General features: G+C 37.1%; 8 protein-coding genes and 1 tRNA gene. 7 read left to right on the top strand and 2 right to left on the bottom strand.

The window, feature by feature from the left end:
- From B4237_RS12465 to B4237_RS12435, 7 genes are all read left to right on the top strand, one after another.
- Positions 1 to 1852 (top strand): carbon starvation CstA family protein (locus B4237_RS12465; protein ID WP_286943369.1); only part of this gene is annotated, 1852 nt, incomplete at its 5' end.
- A gap of 2 nt (positions 1853 to 1854) precedes the next feature.
- The gene (locus B4237_RS12460; RefSeq protein ID WP_278595911.1) at positions 1855 to 2157 is read left to right on the top strand and encodes a YbdD/YjiX family protein; all 303 of its coding nucleotides are present in this window, start codon (positions 1855 to 1857) and stop codon (positions 2155 to 2157) included.
- 79 nt (positions 2158 to 2236) lie between these two features.
- The gene (locus tag B4237_RS12455; RefSeq protein WP_007483797.1) at positions 2237 to 3196 is read left to right on the top strand and encodes an AAA family ATPase; all 960 of its coding nucleotides are present in this window, start codon (positions 2237 to 2239) and stop codon (positions 3194 to 3196) included.
- 14 nt (positions 3197 to 3210) lie between these two features.
- Positions 3211 to 4128: a DUF58 domain-containing protein gene (locus tag B4237_RS12450; RefSeq protein WP_278595912.1), complete on the top strand. Its 918-nt coding sequence runs from the start codon at positions 3211 to 3213 to the stop codon at positions 4126 to 4128.
- A gap of 2 nt (positions 4129 to 4130) precedes the next feature.
- Positions 4131 to 6119: a DUF3488 and transglutaminase-like domain-containing protein gene (locus B4237_RS12445; RefSeq protein ID WP_278595913.1), complete on the top strand. Its 1989-nt coding sequence runs from the start codon at positions 4131 to 4133 to the stop codon at positions 6117 to 6119.
- Between the two features lie 35 nt (positions 6120 to 6154).
- Positions 6155 to 6231: transfer RNA gene (locus B4237_RS12440), tRNA-Val, on the top strand.
- Positions 6232 to 6437: 206 nt separating this feature from the next.
- Positions 6438 to 7460, top strand: a complete 1023-nt coding sequence (locus B4237_RS12435) for a tyrosine-type recombinase/integrase (protein WP_016543150.1) — start codon at positions 6438 to 6440, stop codon at positions 7458 to 7460.
- 24 nt (positions 7461 to 7484) lie between these two features.
- Here B4237_RS12435 and B4237_RS12430 read toward each other — a convergent pair whose 3' ends face one another.
- Together B4237_RS12430 and B4237_RS12425 are read right to left on the bottom strand one after the other, a co-directional pair.
- A complete protein-coding gene (locus B4237_RS12430; RefSeq protein ID WP_008941996.1) occupies positions 7485 to 7787 on the bottom strand; it encodes a hypothetical protein in 303 nt (100 codons plus the stop codon).
- A gap of 253 nt (positions 7788 to 8040) precedes the next feature.
- Positions 8041 to 8736, bottom strand: coding sequence for a hypothetical protein (locus B4237_RS12425; RefSeq protein WP_016543151.1), 696 nt, complete (start codon positions 8734 to 8736; stop codon positions 8041 to 8043).
- Positions 8737 to 8837: the final 101 nt, after the last annotated feature.

Here is an 8837-nt window from a genome sequence, read left to right as displayed (position 1 = left end):
AGATTATGTTCCAACCAATAAATACGTATTATTTGGTCATCACTTTGCTGCAATTGCAGGTGCTGGTCCATTAGTTGGTCCTATTCTCGCCGCCCAGATGGGATACTTACCGGGAACAATTTGGTTGTTAGTAGGTGTGGTTATCGCGGGTGCTGGTCAAGATTTTCTTGTGCTGTTTATTTCGACCCGTCGAGATGGACGCTCTTTAGGTGAAATGGCAAAGCAAGAGCTTGGGACTTTTGCAGGTGTGATCGTGATGCTTGGTACATTAGGTGTCATGATTATTATTCTTGCTGTGCTTGCCTTGGTTGTTGTGAAAGCTTTAGCTCACAGTCCTTGGGGCGTATTTAGTATTGCGGCCACCATTCCGATTGCATTATTCATGGGTGTTTATATGCGTTATTTACGCCCTGGAAAAATTGCTGAGGTTTCGATTATCGGCTTTGTTTTGATGATGATGGCGATAGTTTACGGTGGTGATGTTGCAAAAGATCCTTATTGGGGACAGTTGTTTACCCTAAGCGGCACAGAGTTAACATGGGCACTGATCATTTACGGTTTTATCGCATCAGTTTTACCTGTGTGGTTGCTACTTGCACCGCGTGACTATTTATCTACTTTCCTCAAAATTGGTGTAATTGCTGGTTTGGCGGTTGGTATTATTTTTGCCATGCCTGAATTAAAAATGCCTGCGGTGACGCACTTTATTGATGGTACTGGCCCTGTATTTGCAGGAAGTTTATTTCCTTTCTTATTTATTACAATTGCTTGTGGTGCAATTTCTGGTTTCCATGCACTTGTTTCCTCAGGTACAACACCTAAATTAGTCGATAACGAAGTGAATATCCGTATGATTGGCTATGGTGGCATGTTGATGGAATCATTTGTCGGTATCATGGCAATGATTTGTGCGACTGTACTTGATCCTGGTGTTTATTTTGCGATTAATACGCCTGCTGCAATTTTAGGTACAAGTGTTGATACAGCTGCTGAAGCGGTTCGCAATTTAGGATTTGTTGTTAGTCCTGAAATGTTGACTGTCTTAGCGCAAGAGGTAGGTGAAAGTTCGATTTTATCTCGTGCTGGTGGCGCACCAACTTTTGCAATTGGTATGGCGCACATCATTTCTGAGATTTTTAATAATCGTTCAATGATGGCATTTTGGTATCACTTTGCAATTCTGTTCGAAGCGTTATTTATTCTAACTGCTGTGGATGCGGGTACACGTGCTTGTCGATTCATGGTGCAAGATACAGTTGGGATCGTCGTACCTGCAGTGAAACAATCTAGCTCATTTGTTGGTAATTTAATCGGTACTTTTATTGCTGTTGCTGGTTGGGGCTTCTTTGTCTATCAAGGTGTTGTTGATCCGCTTGGTGGGATTAATTCATTGTGGCCATTATTCGGTATCGGTAACCAAATTCTAGCGTCAATGGCTTTGATTTTAGGTACAGTGATTTTGTTCAAAATGAAAAAAGAGAAGTATGTTTGGGTTACGATTGTCCCAACGATTTTCTTATTTATTACATCAATGACAGCAGGTTGGCAAAAGATTTTTCATGAAAATCCAAAAATTGGTTTCCTTGCACAGGCAGATCGTTTTTCGAATGCGATTGCACGCGGTGAGGTACTTGCACCTGCTAAAACTGTTGCCGAAATGCAGACCATTGTGATGTCAAATCAGATCAATGCAGCTTTGTGTGCGTTCTTTATGATTGTTGCTGTTGTAATGGTAATTGCATCGATTGGAATTGTTCGCCGCGCATTGGCAAGCCCAACACCGACAGTGAATGAAGCACCAGCGGTTTATTCTGATGTTCCAATGACTGCAAATAGCATCAAAGGAGAATAAGCATGGATTTTAAAATTGCTCGACAGGGTGGTGCGGTGATTGTAAAGATCATCAAATTTACCATCATGTCACAGAAACATTTGATTTTTTCACCCAGCAACTGGTCTCGGATTGCGACTTTGTGGCAACGTTTACAACAGAGCTTTCGGTTGATGGTTGGTGTGCCAGATTATGAGACGTATCTAAAACATATGCAGACACATCATCCCGATCTGATACCGATGGATGCGAAGACGTTTTATCGTCATTGTATCGACGCGCGTTATCCATCTTCAGGTGGAAATATGAAGAAGTGTCCTTGCTAGAAATCTTTTGATTTCTTTGAAAAAAAAACAAAACAGTGTATGTTGAATCATGCACTGTTTTTATTTTGGGGAAAATATAATGTGGGGTACTGACAAAGCTGCTGTTCAGGAAGAAAAATTAAAAAATCGAGAACTCGAACAAGATATTCAAAGCTTTAGCCCTAAAATCGAAAGGTTTTTAGTTGAGATTAATCAACTCATTTTAGATAAGCCCCAGCAGACAAAATTGGCATTAAGCTGTTTGTTGGCAGGTGGTCATGTATTGTTCGAAGATTTGCCGGGATTGGGTAAAACCACATTGGCCAGTGCCTTGGCTCGTCTAGCAGGTTTGCATTTCCAACGGATTCAATTTACCAACGATATGCTAGCGAGTGATGTCATTGGTATTAATATTTTTAATCAAAAAGAACATCTATTTGAGTTTAAAAAAGGCCCTATTTTTACGCAGATTCTATTGGCAGATGAAATTAACCGCTGTAGTCCAAAAACGCAGAGTGCGTTATTAGAAGCAATGGAAGAAGGTGCTGTTACCGTTGATGCTGTGAACTATGAATTACCGCAGCCTTTTTGGGTACTCGCAACACAAAACCCGTTATTCCAAAGTGGAACCTATGCATTACCTGAATCTCAATTAGACCGATTTTTGATGCGGCTATCACTGGGGTATCCTTCTCGCCAAGCAGAAAAATTGTTATTACAACAAAACTCCCGTCAGTTTTTAATTCATCAGTTAGATGCTGTGTTTACGCAAGCAGATATTCTTCATTTAAGAGAGTTAGCTAAACAGGTTTATTTAAGTGATGCTGTGCTGAATTATATTTTAGATTTGGCGGCTGAAACCCGTAAACAAAGACATGGGCTTTCAACACGAGGTGTATTGGCGCTGAAAGCTGCTACTCAAGCTTATGCTTTGGTTGAGGGGCGTGGATTTGTAACCAGTGATGATGTTCAATCTGTTTTTGTTGCTGTTGTTGCACATCGTTTGAGTCTCGGTGAGGTTGAAGCAAAACAAATTTTGCAGTCGGTTGAAGCCATGTAGTAGAGAGAAGGCACATGCAAAAAGGACTTAAGCAACAAGTTAGCCAATGGATTGCAAAGCGTTTTCAGGTAGATAGTGTTAAAACACTATTACAGAAAGATGTATTAGTTTTTATTTATAAACAAGGTTTTCTCTATCTGGTTTTGATTCTAATTACTTTTATCGCTGGAATTAACTATGGCAATAACTTGATTCTCGGTTTTTGCTTTTTACTCAGTGCGATTCTTTGTATTAGTTTTTATTTAACGTTTAAACAATTACATGACTTAAAAATTGAAATTGTCATGCCTGAGGTTGGTCAGGTTAATCAGCCATCAATTATTAGGTTAATGTTAAAACAACAAGATAAGACGGTACGATATTTACGGATACAATCATCGCAACAAGAACAAATGATCTATGTGAATCAAGTTCAACAAACTATCGAACTTCCCGTTTTGCCCCAACAACGTGGCCTATATGAGTTTGGGGTGATCAAAGTCTATTCAACTTATCCTTTGGGCTTGGTTAGAGCTTGGACGTATTTATATCCTAAACAAAAAATATGGATTGCGCCCAGAGCTCACGATTGGCAAAAAGAACATAAAAATCAGCCGACGACGGCACATGATAGTTTGGATGAATTTAAAGAATTACGTGCTTTTCGACAGGGAGACTCCTACCAGAACGTGGCATGGAAACAAGTTGCTCGAGGACAAGGATTCTTTATTAAAATGTTTGAGGCACAAGCGAATCACCAGCATTTGGAAATTGATTATCAACAGATTCCAGCCCTAGGGCATGAGGAAAAATTGAGCTTTATGATGGGCTTAGTTGAGCAATGTGAGCAGCTGGGTGATGACTATGCGTTAATTTTACCTCATGCACGATTAGAAAGTGGGCAAGGATATTCACAATTGATTCAAGCTAAACTTTTATTAGCGCAGGCTTAATCATGACGAAGCAAATTTATTTCTGTGTATTGTCTACCTTAGCGCTAGTATTACTTGGCCAAGTTGCTTTCGCTCCAATCACTTTGAGTGGGGTGTGGGGGGTAATCTGGCTGATTTTGGTCTGGAGATACAACAAGCAAGTTATTACTCCGTTCCCAAAGCTAATATTGGTTTTATTTAGCTTGTTATCATTGGGGCTGATTTATATCAATTATCAGACTTTATTTGGGGTTGAAGCTGGGGTGGCTTTTCTCAGCACTTGTTTATTTGCAAAAAGCCTTGAAGCTAAAAATACACGCGATCTTTTGATTGTCTTCAACTTTGCTTTATTTGTCAGCGCAAGTTTGCTACTGCATAGTCAAGCATTTTGGATGGCAGTCATTGTATTTTTGACATTTGTAATGTGCTTGATGGGACTGTATCGAATACAAACAGCAGCATTTAGCCAAAGTAAACTATCTTCTGGACAACTTAAGCAAGATCTAAAGCAAATAGTTAAGTTCATTGGTATTGCTACACCATTTTTTATTTTACTATTTATTTTCTTTCCACGATTGCCACCGCTTTGGGCGATACCTATTCAGAACGATCGAGCGACAACTGGAATTAGTGACACAATGTCACCAGGTGATATTGCTCAGTTGTCTCAATCATCAGCTTTAGCATTTCGTGTGATTGCAGATATGTATCAACTTCCTAATCGGCAACAGTTATATTGGCGAGCATTGGTACTAGATCAATATGATGGTCGTACTTGGACGAGTAGTTTTTTCAATCAGCAATTAAAGACAGCATCATCAGCATCTCGATATGTTGATTATCAATATCTACCAGCAGATGAACAATCTAATTGGATTATGGGATTAGAGTATTCGATTCCGCAGGAACGATATTTACAGCTTTATCAGGATGATAGTATTCGTCCAAGTAAATTGATTAAACGTAATCAACCAATACAAATGCAATGGTTAGGACGGACAACATCTGAACCCATTGTATTGTCAACAAAACAATTTGAATTAAATACTCGATATGGAAAAACTCAGGACCCAGAGGCACAACAGTTAGCGCATCAACTTTTTGAGCAAAGTCAAAATCAACCTGAAGAATATATCCAAACTGTACTTAATTGGTATCGAAAAAATGGTTTTGTATATACCTTGACTCCCGGGACTTTAGGGGGGGATCGAATTGATCAATTTTTATTTTCTAGCCGTAAGGGTTTTTGCGAGCACTATGCTTCAAGTTTTGTAATGTTGATGCGTTTTGTTGGCATCCCTGCTCGCGTTGTAACTGGTTATCAAGGGGGGCAGCTTGCGATCGACGGACAGAGTTGGGAGGTACGTCAACTTGATGCACATGCATGGAGCGAGGTTTATATCGATGGGAAATGGAAAAGAATTGATCCAACAGCCATGATTGCTCCACAACGGATTGATACGGGTATGCAAGATTATCTCGCTCAGGATCAGATGGTTTGGGGAGATGAGAGAGCGCAAGGGTGGCGATTGCAACAGTTCAAATTTCTAAAAAATGTTCGGATTTGGAGTGATTATTTAAGTTATCAATGGCAGAGTAAGGTTGTTGGTTACGATGTGGAAAAGCAAAAGAATTGGTTATCTCGTTTAGGTTTAGATTCCACATATGGATATGTCATCATTCTAATCGTTGGTATTGGTGGTGTGCTATTGTTCTATGTAGGTTTTTATTGGTGGAGACAACGCCAACAACAAGTAGAATACCAGCGTTTAATTTTTAAGTTTCAAAAACAGTTACCTACGCCGATGCATAAGCGCCAAGCTGAAACCTTCCAAACATGGATGCAACGTTTAATGAATTCTGTTGAAGATCATAAATCATTCGAGCAAGTAATTGTGTTATATCAAAAAATTGTTTTTATGGAGAGTAACAGTCCAAGTGATAAGCAATTGTTTAAGAAGTTGCTTAAAGACTGTGCGATTGCGATAAAACGATCTCAAAAAAACTTGTGAACCTTCTGAAAAATGAATATGATGCTTTACATTCTAGGTGTATAGCTCAGTTGGTTAGAGCGCTACGTTGACATCGTAGAGGTCAGCAGTTCGAGTCTGCTTATACCTACCAAAATTTTATACTTAATTATCAAGTAGTTAAGTCGCTAAAATTAAGGTAATTTAAGAGTTTTTAATGCTAAATTGGTCAGCTTGATGGTTTAAAATCGTCAAAATCTGCGTCAAAAACACCTTATTATTTCCGTTTTAGCACCAAAACGCCCCCAAGTTTACACTTGGGTTTTGTGTTTGGTGCTGCTACGACACCAAGGTGGATTTATGCAAAAACCAGTGAAGCGCGGCAATGCTTGGCGTATTCAAGTACGCTATAAAAATCTTAGAGACAGTGTCACACGTGATACTGCACGAGAGTGTGAACAATGGGCTGCTATTCGTTTACTTGAAATGAAAGCTGAGTATGATCCTAAAAAAACTCAGATGCAAAAACCATATTTTTCATTCTTTGTCCTTTGTCAGAAATATTATGATGAAGTTGGATATAAGAAAAGAGGTAAATCCTTTATAAAGCAACAAATAAAAAGAGAAACATTTAAAAATTATTTTGGTGAACTTGCTGAAAAGTCAATTTATGAAATTAAACCTATTGACGTAAAAAAATGGCGAGATAAACGTTTAGAGAAAGTCGCACCTGGGACAGTACATCGACAAATGTGTTTATACACATCAGTTTTTAATTACGCCAAAAATGAACTTTTCTTGATTGAAGACAATCCATTCGCACAGGTCACTAAGCCAACTAAGCCTCCCGCCCGTAATCGACTAATAAGTCATAGTGAAATTGAAATCATACTTAAGGCGCTTAATTATAAAATTGGAACAAGGCCACAAACACCAAGACAGTATGTTGCATGGACTTTTCTTTTTGCGATTGAAACTGCTATGAGAAAAGGGGAGATTCTAGGGATTACGTGTAACAATATCTATCCTGACTACATACATTTGCCAATCACAAAAAATGGTGATGCTCGTGATGTTCCCTTATCTAAAGAAGCCCGTGATCTTCTAAACCTTATCCCTTACATGGATAGAGTAAAATTAATTCCACATAATTCAAATTCATTTAGATTAATTTGGCAAAGAGCAATTGGGAAAACAGAATTGCATAATGTAGTTCATTTTCATGATACACGGCATGAAGCTATTACTCGATTTGTGAATAAACGCAAATTACCTGTGGAAATCTTGGCTAAAGTTACAGGACATAGGGATATTAAAACTCTGATTAATACATATTATAATCCGACCGCTTCAGACATTGCTAAAATGATGAACGCATCTTAAATAAAATAGGGAGCAATTGCTCCCTTATTTCTTTCGATGTGCGCCACGTCTACTGGTGACATTAAAATTCTCTAAAATTGGTATGACTTCTTTCGGATCGTAAAGATGTTTAGTATCAGTACCTCTGTTAAAAATTCTCAATTTTTCAATAAGTGCTTTGCGCGAGATACTAAATCTTTCTTGTAACCACGCTGCATCTACACGGTTGGGTAGTTGCTCTGTTTTAAGTTCAATGACTTTCCCGACTTTTGGAATAGTATCATTTAGGAAAACTTGTGGAGGTTCATCAGATTCAATCACCATGACATATTTGTTTATAATTCCCATATTATTTCCAATTAAAAAAATAGATTTAAAAATAATTGCAGAGGGTCAGCAATACAATTACTTATAAAATATAATTTAACAAATTAATTAAAAAAAAGATGAGATATGTTTAAAAAATCAAAAAAAAGACTTATTTTTTTTATTATATCAGTAAATAATCTTTTGTTCGTTGTTGGTAATAACAACGTCGACTGCTTAGCTCATCTAAAATAAATGAGTTAACGTATACTGCTTTATCTTTTAATTTTATTGTTTATTTTTTAAAAGGATTTTTAGGATCAGATAAAATCGCGTTTTTCTTGTCGTTAAAGCTTCTACCTTGCTCTGAAAATTTAAATTCTTTGATTTCTGATTCTAAAAACAGCTCTTTTCTAAAATAATTTTTTATTTGATAAAGCTCTATCATTTTAAGTGTATTCTCAAGATAATTCATTTCAATATTTTGTGATTTAAAAAATGATATAAGCACACTTCCAAGAAAAAATTTCTCATGATTCTCTTGCTTTCGATCTTTTATCTTTTGTTTTACTTGTCTATAAGAACTATGAAATGAATTTTTGATTTCATCATGTGCTTTTTGTTTTATTAAATCAGGAACTCTTCGATTGTAGTTTTTTAGCATCCTTAAGGCTATTTTTAATCTTTCATCAGTCTGAGAGAAAGGGTCTTCATATCCACTAAAATCAACAATGTCTTTTTCAATATCAGAGCGATCACTTTTTTTGATTGAGCAGATAGTGTCCATTACTTCTTCTAATCTATTTAATTCTAAAACTTTATGATATTTATTCCTCAAATTTTTAATGTCTTCTTCTGTAAATTGATTTGCAGTTTTTGATCGAATCAATTGTAGTATTAACTCATCTGAATGAGTGCGTCTTGCTATCTGTTTTAAGTGCTTTTCAACACTTAAAATCATTTCATCTACTGTTAATCTAGTTCTAGCCATTTTTAAACCATCTGCATTTAAGAAAATGTTGGTATATCACAGAGTCTAAAAAAAAATCGTCATAAGTTGAGGTTTTCAAAAAAAACTACTCTTCTGTTAGT

It is taken from the genome of Acinetobacter sp. UBA6526 (assembly GCF_002434875.1).
GTDB lineage: Bacteria > Pseudomonadota > Gammaproteobacteria > Pseudomonadales > Moraxellaceae > Acinetobacter > Acinetobacter venetianus.
The sequence above is the reverse complement of the archived record's forward strand: the minus strand, read 5'-3'. Positions and strand labels throughout refer to the sequence as shown.

Bases quoted from the DNA above. Each gene is read 5' to 3' on its own strand.
- B4237_RS12460 (WP_278595911.1), top strand. From the start codon at position 1,855: ATGGATTTTAAAATTGCTCGACAGGGTGGTGCGGTGATTGTAAAGATC.
- B4237_RS12455 (WP_007483797.1), top strand. From the start codon at position 2,237: ATGTGGGGTACTGACAAAGCTGCTGTTCAGGAAGAAAAATTAAAAAAT.
- B4237_RS12450 (WP_278595912.1), top strand. From the start codon at position 3,211: ATGCAAAAAGGACTTAAGCAACAAGTTAGCCAATGGATTGCAAAGCGT.
- B4237_RS12445 (WP_278595913.1), top strand. From the start codon at position 4,131: ATGACGAAGCAAATTTATTTCTGTGTATTGTCTACCTTAGCGCTAGTA.
- B4237_RS12435 (WP_016543150.1), top strand. From the start codon at position 6,438: ATGCAAAAACCAGTGAAGCGCGGCAATGCTTGGCGTATTCAAGTACGC.
- B4237_RS12430 (WP_008941996.1), bottom strand. From the start codon at position 7,787: ATGGGAATTATAAACAAATATGTCATGGTGATTGAATCTGATGAACCT.
- B4237_RS12425 (WP_016543151.1), bottom strand. From the start codon at position 8,736: ATGGCTAGAACTAGATTAACAGTAGATGAAATGATTTTAAGTGTTGAA.